Source organism: Paenibacillus tabacirhizosphaerae (genome assembly GCF_040812395.1).
GTDB lineage: Bacteria > Bacillota > Bacilli > Paenibacillales > NBRC-103111 > Paenibacillus_E.
In genome coordinates this window covers 191,832-207,840 of sequence record NZ_JBFNXH010000001.1, presented here as the reverse complement: position 1 = coordinate 207,840, position 16,009 = coordinate 191,832, and the positions used below count along the sequence as shown (strand labels likewise).

The 16,009-nt window shown below is 41.4% G+C and carries 19 protein-coding genes; all 19 read left to right on the top strand.

Annotation, left to right across the window (positions count from 1 at the left end; all coding sequences use genetic code 11):
• The first annotated feature begins 3 nt into the window (after positions 1 to 3).
• The 19 genes from fliJ (at position 4) to ABRS97_RS00805 (ending at position 15,990) form a co-directional block, all read left to right on the top strand.
• On the top strand, positions 4 to 447 hold the full coding sequence (gene fliJ, locus ABRS97_RS00895) for a flagellar export protein FliJ (protein WP_367811017.1): 444 nt from the start codon (positions 4 to 6) through the stop codon (positions 445 to 447).
• A 22-nt stretch (positions 448 to 469) separates the two neighbouring features.
• Positions 470 to 1,387, top strand: coding sequence for a MotE family protein (locus ABRS97_RS00890; RefSeq protein WP_367811016.1), 918 nt, complete (start codon positions 470 to 472; stop codon positions 1,385 to 1,387).
• Positions 1,388 to 1,408: 21 nt separating this feature from the next.
• Positions 1,409 to 2,875: a flagellar hook-length control protein FliK gene (locus ABRS97_RS00885; protein ID WP_367811015.1), complete on the top strand. Its 1,467-nt coding sequence runs from the start codon at positions 1,409 to 1,411 to the stop codon at positions 2,873 to 2,875.
• A 35-nt stretch (positions 2,876 to 2,910) separates the two neighbouring features.
• Positions 2,911 to 3,354: a flagellar hook capping FlgD N-terminal domain-containing protein gene (locus ABRS97_RS00880; protein WP_367811014.1), complete on the top strand. Its 444-nt coding sequence runs from the start codon at positions 2,911 to 2,913 to the stop codon at positions 3,352 to 3,354.
• Positions 3,351 to 3,737, top strand: a complete 387-nt coding sequence (locus ABRS97_RS00875; RefSeq protein ID WP_367811013.1) for a TIGR02530 family flagellar biosynthesis protein — start codon at positions 3,351 to 3,353, stop codon at positions 3,735 to 3,737. The genes ABRS97_RS00880 and ABRS97_RS00875 overlap by 4 nt, the downstream gene beginning before the upstream one ends.
• Before the next feature lie 88 nt (positions 3,738 to 3,825).
• On the top strand, positions 3,826 to 4,644 hold the full coding sequence (gene flgG, locus ABRS97_RS00870; protein WP_367811012.1) for a flagellar basal body rod protein FlgG: 819 nt from the start codon (positions 3,826 to 3,828) through the stop codon (positions 4,642 to 4,644).
• 61 nt (positions 4,645 to 4,705) lie between these two features.
• Positions 4,706 to 4,927, top strand: a complete 222-nt coding sequence (locus ABRS97_RS00865) for a flagellar FlbD family protein (RefSeq protein ID WP_367811011.1) — start codon at positions 4,706 to 4,708, stop codon at positions 4,925 to 4,927.
• On the top strand, positions 4,928 to 5,410 hold the full coding sequence (locus ABRS97_RS00860) for a flagellar basal body-associated FliL family protein (protein WP_367811010.1): 483 nt from the start codon (positions 4,928 to 4,930) through the stop codon (positions 5,408 to 5,410). It abuts the gene before it with no gap.
• Between the two features lie 35 nt (positions 5,411 to 5,445).
• The gene (fliM, locus tag ABRS97_RS00855; protein ID WP_367811009.1) at positions 5,446 to 6,444 is read left to right on the top strand and encodes a flagellar motor switch protein FliM; all 999 of its coding nucleotides are present in this window, start codon (positions 5,446 to 5,448) and stop codon (positions 6,442 to 6,444) included.
• Complete coding sequence (fliY, locus tag ABRS97_RS00850) at positions 6,434 to 7,672, top strand: flagellar motor switch phosphatase FliY (RefSeq protein WP_367811008.1); 1,239 nt, start codon at positions 6,434 to 6,436, stop codon at positions 7,670 to 7,672. The genes fliM and fliY overlap by 11 nt, the downstream gene beginning before the upstream one ends.
• Positions 7,673 to 7,697: 25 nt before the next feature.
• Positions 7,698 to 8,060, top strand: coding sequence for a response regulator (locus tag ABRS97_RS00845; protein ID WP_367811007.1), 363 nt, complete (start codon positions 7,698 to 7,700; stop codon positions 8,058 to 8,060).
• A gap of 47 nt (positions 8,061 to 8,107) precedes the next feature.
• The gene (locus ABRS97_RS00840) at positions 8,108 to 8,734 is read left to right on the top strand and encodes a flagellar biosynthetic protein FliO (protein WP_367811006.1); all 627 of its coding nucleotides are present in this window, start codon (positions 8,108 to 8,110) and stop codon (positions 8,732 to 8,734) included.
• On the top strand, positions 8,731 to 9,504 hold the full coding sequence (fliP, locus tag ABRS97_RS00835) for a flagellar type III secretion system pore protein FliP (RefSeq protein WP_367811005.1): 774 nt from the start codon (positions 8,731 to 8,733) through the stop codon (positions 9,502 to 9,504). The genes ABRS97_RS00840 and fliP overlap by 4 nt, the downstream gene beginning before the upstream one ends.
• 24 nt (positions 9,505 to 9,528) lie before the next feature.
• Positions 9,529 to 9,798 (top strand): flagellar biosynthesis protein FliQ, encoded by a 270-nt coding sequence (gene fliQ, locus ABRS97_RS00830; RefSeq protein WP_367811004.1) that lies wholly within the window; start codon positions 9,529 to 9,531, stop codon positions 9,796 to 9,798.
• A gap of 12 nt (positions 9,799 to 9,810) precedes the next feature.
• A complete protein-coding gene (gene fliR, locus ABRS97_RS00825) occupies positions 9,811 to 10,608 on the top strand; it encodes a flagellar biosynthetic protein FliR (protein WP_367811003.1) in 798 nt (265 codons plus the stop codon).
• A 16-nt stretch (positions 10,609 to 10,624) separates the two neighbouring features.
• Positions 10,625 to 11,719 carry a flagellar biosynthesis protein FlhB gene (gene flhB, locus ABRS97_RS00820; protein ID WP_367811002.1) on the top strand — a complete coding sequence of 365 codons (1,095 nt, stop codon included), beginning with the start codon at positions 10,625 to 10,627 and terminating at the stop codon, positions 11,717 to 11,719.
• Between the two features lie 64 nt (positions 11,720 to 11,783).
• Complete coding sequence (gene flhA / locus ABRS97_RS00815) at positions 11,784 to 13,817, top strand: flagellar biosynthesis protein FlhA (RefSeq protein ID WP_367811001.1); 2,034 nt, start codon at positions 11,784 to 11,786, stop codon at positions 13,815 to 13,817.
• On the top strand, positions 13,814 to 15,124 hold the full coding sequence (gene flhF, locus ABRS97_RS00810) for a flagellar biosynthesis GTPase FlhF (protein ID WP_367811000.1): 1,311 nt from the start codon (positions 13,814 to 13,816) through the stop codon (positions 15,122 to 15,124). The genes flhA and flhF overlap by 4 nt, the downstream gene beginning before the upstream one ends.
• Positions 15,121 to 15,990 (top strand): MinD/ParA family protein, encoded by an 870-nt coding sequence (locus ABRS97_RS00805; RefSeq protein WP_367810999.1) that lies wholly within the window; start codon positions 15,121 to 15,123, stop codon positions 15,988 to 15,990. The genes flhF and ABRS97_RS00805 overlap by 4 nt, the downstream gene beginning before the upstream one ends.
• Positions 15,991 to 16,009 lie beyond the last annotated feature (19 nt).

Genomic DNA, 16,009 nt, shown 5'->3' with positions numbered 1-16,009 from the left:
TGAATGAAGTTCCGGTATTCTTTCCAGCAGATTGTGGATCTGAAAAATAATGAAAGAACGCAGGCAGAATGGATACTGTCCGAGGCCATCGGGCACTTGCGGAAGGAAGAAACGAATCTTCATGGATTGTTTGAAGAAAAAGAAAACCTTCATACTCAAATGTCTGATGCTTCGGGGAATTCTGTAACTATTTCAGAGATGCTGCTCTTGCAAAATTATATGAACCACTTAGATCAGCAAATTGTGCGTAAGCATCACGATGTACAAAAGGCACAGCATGTTGTTGATAAGAAACAGGAACATCTTTCTGAGAGAATGATTGACGAAAAAGTTTGGACGAAAGCAAGAGAAAGGGCTTACCACCAGTTTCAAACTTTTGTCGCGAAGAAAGAACAGGATGCTCTTGATGAAATGGCGACAAATCGTTTCAAGCGATTATCGTATTGAAGCATGAAGGAGGGAAGAGGAGATGGCTGATACAAGCATGGAGGGCAATTCCTACAGTGCATTAGAACGATTCCTTATATGGTTTGTCATTCCGTTTGTGTTTACCGCGGTTCTGCTCTTCGTATTGCTGTCTATTTTCGATTACGATATCAAAAGCAGCATTCAGAAGGCATTGCACAATACACCGGTGATTGGAAGCATCGTGCCAGCGCCCAAAGAGAAGTCGGTTGTAACGGGATCAGGGAAAGCCCAGACAGCCGAGGAAAGCGCAAAAAGCAAAGATGAAGAAATATCCAAACTTAATACAAAAGTAGCCGACTTAGAAGCAGCCTTGAAGAAATCGGATAGTACGACTGAACAAAAAGATCAATCGTTAAAAGATAGCGAAGCGAAAATTGCGGATCTTGAAGAGAAGCTGAAGAGCAAAACGCAAACTGAAGAAGAGTATAACAATCAAATTACTCAACTTGCCAATTTGTACGGGAAAATGACGCCGAGCAAAGCAGCTCCAATTATGGAGAACTTAACACCCAAAGAAATGGTACTTGTTTTCTCTATGATGAAAGCTGAAAATCGCGCACCTATTCTTGAAAAAATGGATGCTAAGAAAGCCGCTGAAGCTACGATCGGACTTAAGGATGTTATCCCGGTGCGAGACAAGCAAATTGCAGCGTTACAAGAGAGATTGGCATTAAATGGAGTTAAAGATACAACTAAGGGTTCAACTTCCGTAAGTAAAGCGGATTTAGGACAAACCTTTGCTAATATGACGCCAAAAAGTGCGGCTAATGTCATTTTGGAGATGAATAAATCGAATCCGGACAAAGTACTTGCTATTTTGAGTGGAATGGACAACGCGTCGCGTTCCAAGGTGATGTCCTCGCTCTCAGATGCGAATAAGGAAACCGCTGCTGCGATTACAGCTAAGCTTGCACAGTAAAATGTGAAGGGAGGTGAAAAAATGGATGTACAAATGCCTGTAGTACCAGCTTCAACACCATCCGCAACAAGTAGCGGCGCATCTCAAACAGTAAGTAAATCGACAACAAATGGTGCTGCACCCGCAGATTCCTCATTCAATCAAGTATTAGGCGGCCAGCTTGGGCAAAGTCCACTTTCTGAATCGGCGGATGAATCCGGTGAAGTCACGTCATTGGCCCAACTTCTTCAAATGCTTCAAAGCCTGACCTTACCCATGCAAAATGTGGTGCAGAATGCTGATGTGAATGCGGATACATCATCTGAGGAGCAAGCTCTTCCGGAGTCACTGCTTCAAGCGATGAATAGTAACGCAGATTTAGCAGGCCAGCTTATGAAAGATCCAGCGATGAAAATGTGGTTTGAACAAGCGCAGCAACTATTAAGTACTTTCAGTACCGGTCAGTCGAATGTTGCGTTTACTTTACCTACGGATGCTAGTTCGCAAACCACGAATATAGTGAATTTGCAAGCGCAGAATATTTTGTTAACTCTAACATCTTTGACTAAACAGCAGCCCGACAATCCAATTCTACAATACTTAAATCAAAATTTGCAGCAGGTTGTAGAACCAATGCTTCCACAATTGGTGGCTAGTTTAAACACAGCGAATACCTTGTCAGAACAAGAGGTTCCAGGCTTACAAGCGATAGAAGGCACAGATGAAAGTGTTAAGGATGTAGTTCATAAAACGAATCTTGCTGCACAGCACAAACGCGTAAGTAAAGCCGTGATAGAACCACTTATTGACCCTAACACAGTAACCATCGTTCAACCAGCAAAGAGCAAACTTGAACTGTTGGCTATCCGTAATGTAATGAATGCACCTGTCGTTCAACCGACTGCCGGTTCAGAAGTTACTTTAGAACCTATTGATGAGCTTCCAACGAACTCTACTGAAACAACGAGTTTTGCCGTGCCTTTAAGTGATTTGCAGAAAGCACAATTAGCGTCTCCACCTGTGGAAAAAGCTCCCGTTCAAACGATTAACGCTGCTAATTTCTCAGAGGAAATGACGGAGCATGTGCTGAAAAACATGAAAATCACGCTTGGAGAAGGCATCTCTGAGGCAAAATTGTCCTTGTTCCCTAAAAATTTAGGACATGTTGATGTGAAAATTACGATGCATCAAGGACAATTAATTGCAGAGTTTACTGCAGATTCATTGGCAGGCCGACAAATGCTGGAAAGCCAGCTTCCGCAATTAAAACAAGCCCTTCAAACCCAAGGCTTGCAGGTTGAAAAGCTTGAAGTTACACAAAATGCGAGTATGCAATCTAGCATGTTTCAGGATCAACGCCAGCAACAATTTACAAATCAATCACAGCGTCAAAGTAAAAATCGTTCTGGAGATTATGGAACAGATGATCTCGACTTCGATCAAAAAGTTGAAAATGTTGTACAGACACGAACAACTGTTTATGGTAATTCCTTCGACGTCATAGCTTAAAAATTTCGTGAATTCTTGGATTTGGGGGTGAGAACATGGCTACTAGTCCAATCGTTGGCAATGTAACAGATATCATTAATTCTAATAGTAATACAAAAACGAAGAGTAAGGATCCTAACACACTGGGGAAAGATGATTTTCTGAAAATCCTAATAACCCAGCTGCAAAATCAAGATCCGACTCAGCCGTTGCAGGACAAGGAGTTCATTGCACAGATGGCACAATTTACATCTGTTGAGCAATTGACGAACATGGCAAGTGAAATGAAGTTAATGCGTCAATCTCTTGGATTTGTTTCTGGATTGATTGGTAAATCCATTACGTACACAACGACAGACTCTTCTGGAGCAACGCTTGAAAAGACCGGCATTGTTGATTCCATTACATTTAAGGATGGTAATCAATACGCTTCTGTGAAGGGAGAGGAAATTTCTTTAGACAAACTCAGTAAAATTGAGAATGCTGGGGAAACAGAATGACGGAGCGTATATCGATTGGACAGCTTTACCCGAATTCGGTGACTCCGGCGTCTGCGAGACGAACACCTGCACAATTGCCAGTACCATTATCTGGGAAACCAACTTTTCAGAAAATTCTTCAGGAGCAATATGTTCGTTTCAGTCATCATGCAGAGGTTAGACTTAAAGAGAGAGGTATTCAATTGCAGCCTGAACAGTTGGATAAGCTTAGTACAGCCATAGATAAGGTTGCTGCAAAAGGCGCTAAAGATGCGCTTATGCTTTTGAATGGCAATGCTCTTATTGTGAATATTCCTAACCGCACTGTTGTGACGGCGCTAGATGGCAACTCGATGAATGAACATGTCTTCACACAAATTGACAGTGCAATATTCATAGCATAAACAAGAGGCTGGACCGAAAAGGAAGCCCAGAGCTGTGGAACGATAGAAGCAGCTCAACTTACATTAAAGCTATTAGGAGGCATCTTACATGTTAAGATCTTTGTACTCAGGCGTTTCCGGTATGCGCGGTTTTCAAACTAAATTAGATGTAATCGGTAATAATATTGCTAACGTAAACACAGTTGGTTTCAAGGGAAGCCGTGTCATGTTTAAAGACATTTTGAGTCAAACTGTTGCTGGCGTTAGTTCCCCTGGCGCAGAGCGTGGTGGTGTGAATCCCCAACAGGTTGGTTTAGGTGTTAGCGCAGCATCGATTGATACGGTACATACACAAGGAAGTGCAATGACTACGAATGTCGTTACTGATTTACGTGTTAATGGCGATGGATTCTTTGCCGTAGACACAACGACGCCAACGGGTCCATTCCTGACAAGATCCGGTAACTTTACTTTGGATTCAAACCGTGATCTCGTTAACGCTGAAGGCCTGCATGTACTCGATGCGAGTGGCGCGCCAGTGAATATCGCATCTAACATCGTTTCGTTCTCAATCGGTCAAGATGGTGTTATCAATGGTATTGACGATACGGGAGCACAAGTCGTGGGTCAGCAATTGGGTCTGATTACAGTTGATAATCCAGGTGGTCTAGAGAAGATCGGTGGTAACCTTTACCGTACGACGGCAAATGCTCCGATGTCTATCGGAAGTGGAGCTGCTATTACAACTCCTGGCAACGCTGCGGCAGGAGCAGGCACATTGATCTCAGGCCAGCTTGAAATGTCCAACGTTGACCTCACTGGCGAGTTTACAGAGATGATCGTTGCTCAACGCGGTTTCCAAGCGAACTCGCGCATTATTACAACATCGGATGAAGTGCTTCAAGAAGTTGTAAATCTTAAACATTAATAAATAGGTAATTCAGACCGGGGAAGCAACAACTTCCCCGGCAACCAAGCCGGAGGAAAACATGATTTCTCTTACACGTCTTAACGGTAAACCGATTTATCTGAATGCGATCTTAATTGAAATGATTGAAGAGACTCCGGACACGATGATTACGTTAACAACGGGGAAGAAAATCACGGTTCTCGAAAAGGCAGAGGTTGTGGTAAGCTTAGTGCGAACCTACATGCAGGATATTGGCTCAGTTCGAGCTACAATAAAGTCCAGAGAGACGGAGGGCTCGTAGGTGTTCAAGAACAAAATTTTTATACTTATCGTTTCCATTTTGATAGCGATCACGCTGATTTTGACTGCTGCTTTTGTACTGTGGAACTTCATGGAGAAGAATCAATCGAAAGATGCTGCTGGCCAAGCAAAAGAAGCTGTGGAATCAGTGAAGCCGTCAAAAGCGCCATCCGCTGAAGTTGTGAAAGAGAACACAGCTATTATTAAAGACATTTTGACAAACTTATCCGGCAGTCAAAATTTCATCAAAATCAGCTTTGCTTTTGAACTTGAAAACAGTAAAGGCAAAAAGGAATTTGACAGTTTGCTGGATTCCGCAGTAAAAGGAACTATTGTTCAAACGCTTGGTGATATGACAAAGGAACAAATCGAAGGAAGCAAAGGTTCTGACAGCTTGACGTCGACATTAATGAACAAATTAAATCCTTTACTTCATGAAGGTAAAATCAAGCAGATTTGGATAACCGATAAAGTGCTTCAATAGCTCGCTCATGATCTTGCTTTAAGGAGGTGACCCGAATGGTTGATGTGTTGTCGCAAAATGAGATCGATGCCTTGCTTGCTGCCCTATCATCTGGAGAAATGGATGCGGATGAGCTCAAAAAAGAAGAGACGCAGAAGAAGGTAAGGGCTTATGACTTTAAGCGTGCCGTACGCTTCTCCAAAGATCATATTCGGAGTTTGACTCGGATCCACGAGAACTTCGCACGATATTTAACCACATATTTTTCTGCGCAACTTCGTACGTTCGTTCAAATTAATGTGGTTCAAGTCGAACAATTGCCCTATGACGAATTTATTCGCTCGATCCCGAAAATGACCATTTTGAACATCTTTGAAGCAGAGCCTTTAGAGGGTCGAATGGTGCTTGAGGTTCATCCCAACGTAGCATTTGCCATGTTGGATCGCTTACTTGGTGGTGCGGGAACCACACCCACCAAAATTAATGCTTTAACGGAAATTGAAACGATAGTGATGGAACGTATCTTTAGCAGAGCATTTGACAGTCTGCAGGAAGCTTGGAAAACGGTAATTGATATTCAACCTCGGCTAGAGGCTTTAGAAACGAATCCGCAGTTTATGCAGATCGTTTCGCCAAATGAAACCATTGCACTTATATCGTTGAGCACTAAGATCGGTGACACGACAGGGATGATTAATTTATGTATTCCTCATGTTGTCATCGAACCAATCATGCCTCGTTTATCTGTTCATCACTGGTTTGTATCACAGAAGAAAGCGAGAGCACCAGAGGAAGTGGATGCGCTTCAATCACGGCTGGAAAAGGCGAAGTTACCTCTGATTGCTGAACTTGGCACATCAGAGATCACAATACGTGAATTCTTAAGCTTATCCATTGGTGATGTTCTTCCGCTGCCTAAACCCGTCGAAGATTCGCTTCAAGTCAAAGTGGGCGAGAAGCTGAAATATCTTGGAAACCCTGGTACTGTAAAAGGAAAATTGGCTGTACAAATAACAGATATCGTACAAGAAGGAGAAGAAGATAATGACGAATAATAGAGATTATTTGTCTCAGGAAGAGATTGATGCCTTGTTAAAACAGTCATCAGATGATAGCTCAGACGCTTCTTTTCATGGGCATCCTAAAGTGGAGGACTATTTGTCTTCCTTGGAACAAGATGCACTTGGTGAGATAGGGAACATCACGTTCGGTAGTGCTGCCACAGCTCTTTCGACACTGCTAGGTAAGAAAGTCGATATTACTACACCACTGGTTTCCATCATTGCAAAAGAAGAATTAGAGGAAGAATTTCCAAAACCGCATGTTGCTGTTCATGTCAATTATGTAGATGGTTTTGATGGGATTAACTTGCTCGTGATCAAAACACGTGATGCTCAAGTCATTGCAGATTTGATGATGGGCGGGGACGGTACTGGCGGAGATGAAAATCTAAGCGAAATTCATATTAGCGCCGTACAAGAAGCTATGAATCAGATGATGGGTTCCTCTGCAACATCGATGTCTACTATTTTTAATCGATTTGTCAATATCTCTCCTCCAGGAATCGACATATTAAATTTGTCGAAAGGAGAAGGAAAATTGCCTGACGAGGACGTATTTATTAAAATATCGTTCCGACTCACAATTGGCGATCTTATTGATTCCAACATCATGCAGCTCTTGCCGGTTCCTTTTGCCAAAGAAATGGTTTCAATTCTAATGGGTGGGGATTCAGAAGTTCAAGCGGAAGTTGCACCTGCTGCGCAAGCGCCAATGGCTCCTTCTGCACAAGAAGTTCATACACCGCCACCAACTGCAGCACAACCGATACAACAACAGCCTGTTTACGAACAGCCGATGTATCAGCAACCGCCAATGGGACAACCGATGTATCCGCCAATGTATCTACCACAGCAGCCAATGTATCAGCAACCTCCATACGCTGGTGTGCCAAATCGTAATGTGAATGTTCAGCCGGTTCAATTTGGTAATTTGCAATCGGGATCAATTGGTAATGCAGATGATACGAACCTTAATTTACTACTGGATATCCCGCTTAAGGTAACAGTAGAATTAGGGAGAACGCATAAGGTGATTAAAGATATTTTGGAGCTGTCTCAAGGTTCGATCATCGAACTGGATAAGCTTGCAGGTGAGCCTGTCGATATCTTGGTAAACAATAAGTTAATTGCCAAAGGCGAAGTTGTCGTCATCGATGAAAACTTCGGGGTTCGTGTGACTGATATTGTGAATCAGTGGGAACGAATTCAAAAGTTACAATAACTAATTCTAGGGGGACTGTTTACTAATGGCTAACCGTATTCTTATCGTGGATGATGCTGCTTTTATGAGAATGATGATTCGAGATATTTTATCAAAAAATGGGTATGAAGTTTGTGGCGAAGCAAATGATGGTGCGCAAGCGATTGAGAAATTCAAAGAGCTTAAACCAGATCTCATTACAATGGATATCACAATGCCAGAGATGGACGGTATTCAGGCATTGAAAGAAATTAAAAAGCTAGAGCCAAATGCTAAAGTGATCATGTGTTCGGCAATGGGACAACAAGCGATGGTTATTGATGCCATTCAAGCCGGAGCTAAAGATTTCATTGTGAAACCTTTCCAGGCGGACCGTGTCATCGAAGCGATTAAAAAGACTCTAGGTTAACCGTTCTTGTTCGGTAGAGTCTTACATAAGCCGAAAGGGATGTGACTATGAGAAGACTCTTAACCCAACCATTGCTAACCACTGTTTTTGCTCTAGTCATCTTCCTTTTTACTCATGCGATCTGTTTCGCTGAATCTGCACCTGATCAAGGCCTACCAAATAATGAATTTCCAATGACAACCTCACTGGACTCATTCGGAATGATCCTAAAAGTTATTTTCTTTCTTATCTTAATTATTCTCTTATTTTTTGTTCTTATTAAGTATATAGCTAAGAAAAATAAAGGTAGTTTCTTTGGAAATCCGGTACGTTCTTTAGGTGGCGTACCACTTGGTCAAAACAAATCGATTCAAGTTGTCGAAATAGGTCATTCGCTCTTCGTGGTAGGCGTCGGTGATAATATTCAATTACTGGATAAGATCAGTGACGCCGATGAAGTAGCATATATTTCTGAACTTCTCACTTCCACACAGGAAAATGGAACAGGCATGGTTTCTCTCAGCAAATGGATCAGCAAATTACCGATTCGAAAGAAAGAAATCGAAGAAGAAGAAATCACTTCATCCTTTCAGCAAGTATTCCATGATAAGCTGCAAAGAGTGACAAATCGCAACAAAAATGTTGAAGATTGGCTTTCGGAACAAAAACAAACAGATCGGTTGAATGATGAATGAAAAGAAATAAATTTGTGATTGCTGCTATATTGATGCTTTTGTCGGTTTTTGTTTTGTCTATTACTGCTTCTGCCGCGGAACCTGATCCGAGTAATCCGATTCCAGGATTGAATGTTAACATTGGTTCTACTGGAACGGCTGGGTCATCGAACACCGTCACGTTATTGTTGCTGTTAACAGTTCTAAGTTTAGCGCCCTCGTTTCTTATATTGATGACGAGCTTTACTCGAATTGTCATTGTGCTCGGTTTCGTACGTACTTCACTTGGAACCCAGCAAATGCCGCCTAATCAGGTTCTAATCGGACTCGCTCTGTTTTTAACCTTTTTTATCATGTCTCCAACTTTGGGACAGGTTAATGAGACAGCGTTACAGCCTTATTTAAAAGGTGAAATCAATCAGACACAAGCATTTCAAAAGGCAGCTGGTCCAATGAAGGAATTCATGTTCAAACACACTCGCCAGAAGGATCTAAAGCTTTTTTTGGACTATACGAAAGCGAAAGCTCCAACAGGTGTTGAAGATATTCCAATTACAGCATTGGTTCCTGCTTATGCGATTAGTGAATTGAAGTCCGCTTTTCAAATGGGTTTCATGATTTTCATTCCGTTTTTGGTCATCGACATGGTTGTTTCCAGCACCCTTATGGCGATGGGGATGATGATGCTGCCGCCTGTTATGATCTCACTCCCGTTTAAGATTCTTCTGTTCATCTTAGTTGACGGTTGGTATCTGGTTGTGAAATCACTACTTCTCAGCTACAGCACATGATCATAATTACGGAGGTCTTCATTAATGGGTTCTGAATTTGTAATTCGAATAGCAGGGGAAGCGGTTTATACGGTACTCAAAGCGAGTGCACCGATGCTGATTATTGGTTTGGTTGTTGGATTAATCATTAGTATTTTTCAAGCAACTACGCAAATTCAAGAGCAAACGCTTGCTTTTGTTCCTAAAATTGTGGCTGTATTGCTTTCTATATTAATTTTTGGTTCTTGGATCATGAATACATTGGTTGATTTTACTTTTAATTTGCTGAACAACCTCTACAAATTCGTTGGTTAGGTTGTGAGGGAAATGGAACTATTTTTTCAAGTTCTACCTAATTTTCTGCTTATTTTTTGTCGAATTACATCGTTCTTTGTCGTCGTTCCTGTGCTATCATCCAAGAATGTCCCGACAATCTTCAAAATTGGACTTTCCATCTTTATTTCTTTAATTGTTTTTACTGGGATGGGGATTGGAAAACCTGTTCCACTTGATGGACAGTATGTTTTGCTTATTTTGCGTGAAATGTTAGTTGGAGTTTTGTTAGGCTTTCTAGCCTATATTTTTTTCACAGTCGTGCAAACTGCCGGTAGCCTCATGGATATGCAGATTGGTTTCAGTATGGCAAGCGTTATTGATCCATTGACAGGCGTATCTTCCCCAATGTTGGGGAATTTGAAGTATATGATTGCGATCCTGCTCTTTCTATCATTTGACGGCCATCACTTCTTAATTAGCGCTATCATTGAGAGCTATCGATGGATTCCGCTAGACAATCAGCTTTTTGATCGCATTTATAATGGGCAAATATCTGATTTTCTTTTTCGTTCATTTGCCAAAATGTTTTACTTATCATTTCAATTAGCAGCTCCTATCGTTGCAGCACTTTTTTTAACTGACCTAGGATTAGGGCTTTTAACGCGGGTGGCTCCACAATTCAACATTTTCGTGGTAGGTGCGCCTTTGAAATTAGTTTTAGGCTTGATTTTGCTGACATTCTTATTCCCAGAATTGATTTCGCAATTCCAAAGTTTATTTGCAACCATGTTTGACTCGATGGAAAAGCTGTTACAGCTCATTAGCGGCTCACAGCAAACCTCACCATAATTGCAGGAGGATAGCCGTGTCCCAACAATTTCGCTTGCAGCTAGACTTGCAATGGTTTTCTGGGGAAAAGTCGGAACCAGCCACACCGAAGAAAAGACAAGATGCTCGAAAGAAAGGGCAAGTTGCCAAAAGTATGGACCTGCCCGCCGCGTTTATTCTATTGTTTTCTTTTTTTTCCTTCATTATGTTTGGCAGTTATATGAAAGAAAGAATCATCAATATGTTTCGAAATATTTTAGAAAATCAACTTACTATGGATATCACCATGGGTAATGTACATGTTTTGTTTAGGGATCTTTTAACCCAAGGTTTTTATATCACGGCACCTATTTTTATTATCGTGGTTATCATCGCGATTGCTGGTAATTATCTTCAAATTGGTTTTATGTTTATCGGTGAACCGCTGATGATGAAATTTAGCAAAATAAATCCGATTGCTGGCTTTAAACGGATTTTTTCAATGCGTACGATCATGGACTTTCTGAAATCGACATTGAAATTAAGCATCATTGGTTATGCGGTCTATTCAACGCTGACTGCGGAGAAGGCTAAAATTTTCGGATTGGGTCATGCGCCGCTGGAGAGTACGTTTTCATTTATCGCATCAGTGACTCTAAAGTTAGGGATTAAGATTGGCGTTATTTTAATTGTCTTGGCTGTCTTTGATTTTATTTATCAAAAGTATGAGCATGAGAAAAGTTTGAGGATGTCTAAACAAGACATCAAAGATGAATATAAAAAGAGTGAAGGAGATCCGCACATTAAAGGTAAAATTCGCGCTAAGCAGCGTCAAATGGCGATGCAGCGAATGATGCAAGAAGTGCCGAAAGCGGATGTTATTATTACGAACCCAACTCACTTTGCCATTGCTCTAAAATATGACGCCAGTAATATGCAAGCACCAGTTGTGCTTGCTAAGGGTACGGACTATATGGCGTTAAAAATTAGAGAAATTGCGAAACAAAATAGTGTTATGACGATGGAAAACAAGCCGCTAGCCCGAGCGATCTATGCACAAGTGGAGATTGGAGAATCAATTCCCGCTGAGTTGTTCCAGGCTGTCGCAGAAGTGTTGGCGTACGTATATAAAGTGAAGGGCCGTACGAATTAATTTTATGAATGTTTAAGCTAGTCGTTTTTCCGCAGAAGAACGTGATGGGGGGAGGTACAATCTGATGAAAATGAAAGATTTAGTAGTCCTTATAGGTATTATCGGTATTGTCTTAATGATGGTTGTACCGGTGCCAATCCCTTTATTAGATTTTTTACTGATTATCAATATTTCTGTAGCATTAATGATTATCCTGGTAGGAATGAATACGAAGGAAGCACTTAACTTTTCAATTTTTCCTTCATTATTATTGATAACTACACTGTTCCGTTTAGCTTTGAACGTTTCAACAACACGGAACATTTTGTCGCATGCAGAAGCAGGTAACGTGGTCAGAACTTTTGGTTCGTTCGTAGCCGAGGGCAACATTGTTGTGGGATTCGTTGTATTCCTCATTCTCGTCTTGGTTCAGTTCATTGTTATTACCAAAGGTTCTGAGCGTGTTGCCGAAGTAGCAGCAAGATTTACGCTCGATGCGATGCCAGGTAAGCAAATGAGTATTGATGCTGATTTAAATGCTGGATTAATCAACGAAACGCAAGCCAGAGAGCGGAGACAAAAAATTGAGCGCGAAGCTGATTTCTATGGAGCTATGGATGGTGCCAGTAAATTCGTTAAAGGGGATGCTATTGCGGGAATTATTATTCTCGTAATCAACCTTTTGGGCGGTTTTATTATCGGGATGACGATGAAAGGTATGTCGTTTAGTGAAGCGCTTGAAACGTTCTCCATTCTGACAATTGGGGATGGTCTGGTTAGCCAGATTCCAGCACTTCTGATCTCTACAGCTGCTGGTATCATTGTCACGAGAGCTTCATCCGAAGGGAATTTGGGTCATGATATTACCTCTCAAATTACCGCACAACCCAAGCTTCTTTACATCGTAGCAGGAACACTTGTCTTGCTTGGTATTTTCACACCGATTCATTGGTATACCACTTTCCCGGTTGCCGCGTTGTTATCTTTTGCAGCATTTAAAATGCAGAAGAACTTGGATAGACAAGCGATGAAGGAAGAACAAATGGTTGAGGAACAGCAGATTGAAGAGGTTCGCAGCCCAGAAAGTGTTATTTCCTTGCTGCAAGTTGATCCAATTGAATTTGAATTTGGGTATGGGTTAATTCCACTTGCGGACATGCAACAAGGCGGGGATTTACTTGATCGAATTATCCTTATTCGAAGACAATGTGCACTTGAACTTGGAGTTGTAGTACCGGTTATTCGAATACGTGACAATATTCAACTTCGTCCAAACGAGTATATCATCAAAATTAAAGGCAATACTGTTGCCCGTGGCGAACTACTTCTTAATCATTATTTAGCAATGAGTCCTGGTATTGATGACGACTCGATTTCTGGTATTGAGACGACGGAGCCGGCATTTGGATTGCCAGCAATTTGGATTGATGAAGTCACCAAAGAGCGGGCAGAGCTTTCCGGGTATACAGTTGTTGATCCGCCTTCCGTAGTAGCTACACACTTAACTGAAGTTATTAAAAAGCATACGCACGAACTGTTGGGCCGTCAAGAAACGAAAGCGCTCATCGACAACGTTCGCGAAACATATCCAGCTCTTGTCGACGATTTGATTCCTTCTGTGCTTTCCATTGGAGATGTTCAAAAGGTTTTGGCGAAGCTTCTTCGTGAAAAAATTTCGGTTCGTGATTTGGTAACCATTCTCGAAACACTGGCGGATTATGGATCTTATACGAAAGATCCTGAAATACTGACAGAATACGTAAGACAAGCTTTGTCCAGACAGATTACACAGCAATTTACCTCACTTGGGGATTCTTTGAAAGTTATTACAGTGGGACCTTCGGTTGAAAAGAAAATTGCTGATTCTGTGCAACAATCTGATCAAGGCAGTTATCTTGCCTTAGATCCATCATCTTCGCAAATCATTCATCACAGAGTGAGTGAACAAGTATCAAGGTTGATTCAATCGGGGCAACAACCTGTAATTTTAACATCACCAACGATTCGTATGTATTTAAGGCAGCTTTTGGAACGAACGCTTCAAGATATTCCGGTATTGTCCTACAGCGAATTGGAGCCAAGCGTTGAAATTCAGAGCATGGGGGTAGTCAATTTATGAGAGTAAAAAGATATGTCGTTGATTCCATGCCTGATGCACTGCAGAAAATTCGCGTTGATTTAGGGAAGGATGCGGTCATTCTTAATACCAAAGAAATTCGTACGGGAGGATTTCTCGGTATGTTTGGGAAGAAGAAGGTCGAAGTCATAGCAGCTATTGATGCTGCTTCGAATTCTGGGAGCTCTGGAGCTCCCAGAGCATCCTCGCAACCGCAACCGCAGCAGCGTGTTCAACCAGTTATGAATTTGACTTTGCCAGTTAAGGAGCAACCGCATCGTTCTGATTTTCCGGATGTGCCTGATGTTATTGAGGCACCTCCTGTTAAGAAAGAACTTTTGACGGTTCATTCTGCTGTTGAGGCTGCACCAGCTTATAAACCTCAACAAGCGTATACACCACAATCTGTTCATATGCCGAGTAAGTCGAATGCGAATGAAGAGTTATTGTTGGATGAGATCAAGCAAATGAAAGAAATGATGCGAAAGTTGACGAATCCTTCCGACGTTGAAGATTTGCCTGAGCCTCTTCAGAAATTGAAACAAAGATTGCTTGATCATGAAATGGATTCTTCACTCGTACAAAGAATGATGGACGAAATTGTAGACGAATTCCAAGAAAATGACGAGCCAGTGACAGATGAGTCAGCACTCATTTCAATTCGTAATAAGCTTAGTCAAGTGTTAAAATTCGGTGATTCTAAACGCATACTTCCGACTACGAGAATCGTTCATTTCGTAGGTCCAACAGGTGTGGGGAAGACAACGACGATTGCGAAACTGGCAGCGGAGCAAGTACTGAAATATCAACGCAAAGTGGGTCTTATCACTTCTGATACGTATCGGATTGCTGCAATCGAACAATTGAAAACATACGCTACCATACTAAATGTTCCATTGGAGGTAGTGTTTTCGCCTCAAGATCTAGCGAAAGCCTTTCATAATCTGGAAGACTGCGATGTCATTTTCATGGACACAGCTGGGAGGAATTTTCGGAACGAAATGTATGTGTCAGAGCTAAACGCACTGCTTAAGACGCAAGGAAATAGTGAAACGATCCTAGTACTAAGCTTGACTACGAAGTATCGAGATATGCAAGCGATAACGAATAATTTCAATAAATTTAAATTGGACAAAGTTTTATTCACTAAACTAGACGAAACAGACTCGTACGGGGCAATTGTCAATTTAGTGCACGAGTTTTCATTGCAACTCTCATATGTAACGAATGGTCAAAATGTTCCTGATGATATTTCTGAAATGGATGAAACTCAAATCATTGATCTGTTATTGGAGGAACCACGATCATGACTGATCAAGCACAAGGGTTGCGGAACCTGGTACAAATACAAAATGACAAAAGCCCGAAGACGACCAGGATTATTACCGTGACTAGCGGAAAGGGAGGCGTAGGGAAGTCAAACTTTACGCTGAACTTCGCTTTAATGCTGCAGTCTCGAGGCTTTAAGGTTCTTGTTTTTGATGCAGATATTGGTCTTGCGAATATCGATGTACTCATGGGTGTATCGTCTCCATATAGCTTGTACCATCTCTTAAAAAAAGAAAAGACGATCTGGGAGATTATTCAGAAAGGTCACAATGGACTTGAATTTATCGCTGGCGGATCAGGGTTTAACGACTTACTTCGTTTGACGGAGGAAGAGTTGGCATATTTTGCTGAACAAGTATCGCTCTTAAGTGGTCATGTGGACTTTATTATCTTTGATACGGGAGCAGGATTATCCAAAGAAACGTTAAAATTCATACTCGCTGCTGAAGAGACCATTGTTGTGACGACACCTGAACCTACATCAATCACTGATGCATATGCCATTATTAAAATGGTTAATTCGATGGGGCACAATGTTTCATTTAAATTGGTCATTAATCGCGTCACTGATTATAAAGAAGGTAAACAAACGGCTGATAAAATTAGCCTAGTTGCCAGAAAGTTTTTGGACTTGGAAATCCCGACTCTTGGTTTTATTGACGATGATAATTCGGTTTCGAAGTCGGTTAAAAAGCAGGTTCCATTTACACTTGCTTTTCCGAACTCGCCTGCAACAAAGAGCTTAGAAGCTCTTGTTCTGAGTTACATTTCCGGTTATCAACGGAGTGAGACACCTTCATCTGGTGTAAAAGGATTTCTTAGTAAAATGATGAAGCTCTTGAAATAAGATTCTACCCGAGTCCGTT

Bases quoted from the DNA above. Each gene is read 5' to 3' on its own strand.
- fliJ (WP_367811017.1), top strand. From the start codon at position 4: ATGAAGTTCCGGTATTCTTTCCAGCAGATTGTGGATCTGAAAAATAAT.
- ABRS97_RS00890 (WP_367811016.1), top strand. From the start codon at position 470: ATGGCTGATACAAGCATGGAGGGCAATTCCTACAGTGCATTAGAACGA.
- ABRS97_RS00885 (WP_367811015.1), top strand. From the start codon at position 1,409: ATGGATGTACAAATGCCTGTAGTACCAGCTTCAACACCATCCGCAACA.
- ABRS97_RS00880 (WP_367811014.1), top strand. From the start codon at position 2,911: ATGGCTACTAGTCCAATCGTTGGCAATGTAACAGATATCATTAATTCT.
- ABRS97_RS00875 (WP_367811013.1), top strand. From the start codon at position 3,351: ATGACGGAGCGTATATCGATTGGACAGCTTTACCCGAATTCGGTGACT.
- flgG (WP_367811012.1), top strand. From the start codon at position 3,826: ATGTTAAGATCTTTGTACTCAGGCGTTTCCGGTATGCGCGGTTTTCAA.
- ABRS97_RS00865 (WP_367811011.1), top strand. From the start codon at position 4,706: ATGATTTCTCTTACACGTCTTAACGGTAAACCGATTTATCTGAATGCG.
- fliM (WP_367811009.1), top strand. From the start codon at position 5,446: ATGGTTGATGTGTTGTCGCAAAATGAGATCGATGCCTTGCTTGCTGCC.
- fliY (WP_367811008.1), top strand. From the start codon at position 6,434: ATGACGAATAATAGAGATTATTTGTCTCAGGAAGAGATTGATGCCTTG.
- ABRS97_RS00845 (WP_367811007.1), top strand. From the start codon at position 7,698: ATGGCTAACCGTATTCTTATCGTGGATGATGCTGCTTTTATGAGAATG.
- ABRS97_RS00840 (WP_367811006.1), top strand. From the start codon at position 8,108: ATGAGAAGACTCTTAACCCAACCATTGCTAACCACTGTTTTTGCTCTA.
- fliP (WP_367811005.1), top strand. From the start codon at position 8,731: ATGAAAAGAAATAAATTTGTGATTGCTGCTATATTGATGCTTTTGTCG.
- fliQ (WP_367811004.1), top strand. From the start codon at position 9,529: ATGGGTTCTGAATTTGTAATTCGAATAGCAGGGGAAGCGGTTTATACG.
- fliR (WP_367811003.1), top strand. From the start codon at position 9,811: ATGGAACTATTTTTTCAAGTTCTACCTAATTTTCTGCTTATTTTTTGT.
- flhA (WP_367811001.1), top strand. From the start codon at position 11,784: ATGAAAATGAAAGATTTAGTAGTCCTTATAGGTATTATCGGTATTGTC.
- flhF (WP_367811000.1), top strand. From the start codon at position 13,814: ATGAGAGTAAAAAGATATGTCGTTGATTCCATGCCTGATGCACTGCAG.
- ABRS97_RS00805 (WP_367810999.1), top strand. From the start codon at position 15,121: ATGACTGATCAAGCACAAGGGTTGCGGAACCTGGTACAAATACAAAAT.